Source organism: Bradyrhizobium sp. 2TAF36, from assembly GCF_052114925.1.
Lineage (GTDB): Bacteria > Pseudomonadota > Alphaproteobacteria > Rhizobiales > Xanthobacteraceae > Bradyrhizobium > Bradyrhizobium barranii.
Window position 1 is genome coordinate 1 of sequence record NZ_JBFRFR010000246.1, and the last position, 889, is coordinate 889.

Sequence of the window (889 nt, forward strand, 5' to 3'; positions counted from 1 at the left end):
CGGCTCAGGCGTGCGCATTTGCAGCCTGCGACACCGGCTCAGGCGTGCGCATTTGCAGCCTGCGACACCGTCGGCGCGGCCTCAGACGAGAAGTCGCGGCAGAAACCCGTGAGGTTCAATACAGCAGGAGCGGCGACCAAGCCTCTCCGTCGCGCCCGATCGTAAGCTCCCAGGTATCGCCGGCAGCGAAGTTGAGGATGTTCGTCGTGGCTGGATGGCCCGGCACGCTCACCTCGTAGGAATATCTCCCGGGCTGCAGATCCAGCGAAACCGCGTAGGCGCCGGCGGCGTGCCTGATGGTCCGGTCGTTGATCGTGAGCGTGGCTTCCGTTTCGCTGATATTGGAGAACACCAGCTTCGCTTGGCCGGGCTCGGGCATCACGTTCGCATTGGCCGCGACAGATGCATTCTTCTGCACGAGATTGACGGCGGTGCTGGCGTCTTTGCGGTCGAGCGCCAGCATGCCAGGTCCGAGCGGGGAGGCGAAGGCGAGCTTGACGTGATCGGCGGAGACCACCGCGCCATCGCGCTGCTCCTGCCAGCCGAGCTTGCTGAGCTCGGTGCGGTAGAAGGCGAGGACGTCGCCGAGCTCGGCGGGCACGGTGGCCTCCAGCCTGGTGCGGAGCGGCGTTTCAACGCCCTTGACGACGGTGGTGTGCGTTCCTCGGTAGCTGTAACGGGTCGGCGCGGGCAGCTTGGCAGCAGGGTCCGGCGTGAGCGCCGACGCGAACAGCGGCGACAGATGCGGCACCCAGGCGCTGGCGCTTGCTGCGAGCATGCAGACCGCGAGCAAGAGGAGGCCGCACGTGAGCGGCCCGAGACATAGGTGACAGAACGTACCGGACACATGGGTTACACTTTCCGCTTTTGTTCCGCGGGAGGTGTCGAT

General features: G+C 65.9%; 1 protein-coding gene. It reads right to left on the minus strand.

Going from position 1 to position 889, the window contains the following annotated elements:
- Positions 1–115 precede the first annotated feature (115 nt).
- Complete coding sequence (locus AB4Z51_RS45010) at positions 116–847, minus strand: hypothetical protein (RefSeq protein ID WP_441499778.1); 732 nt, start codon at positions 845–847, stop codon at positions 116–118.
- Positions 848–889 lie beyond the last annotated feature (42 nt).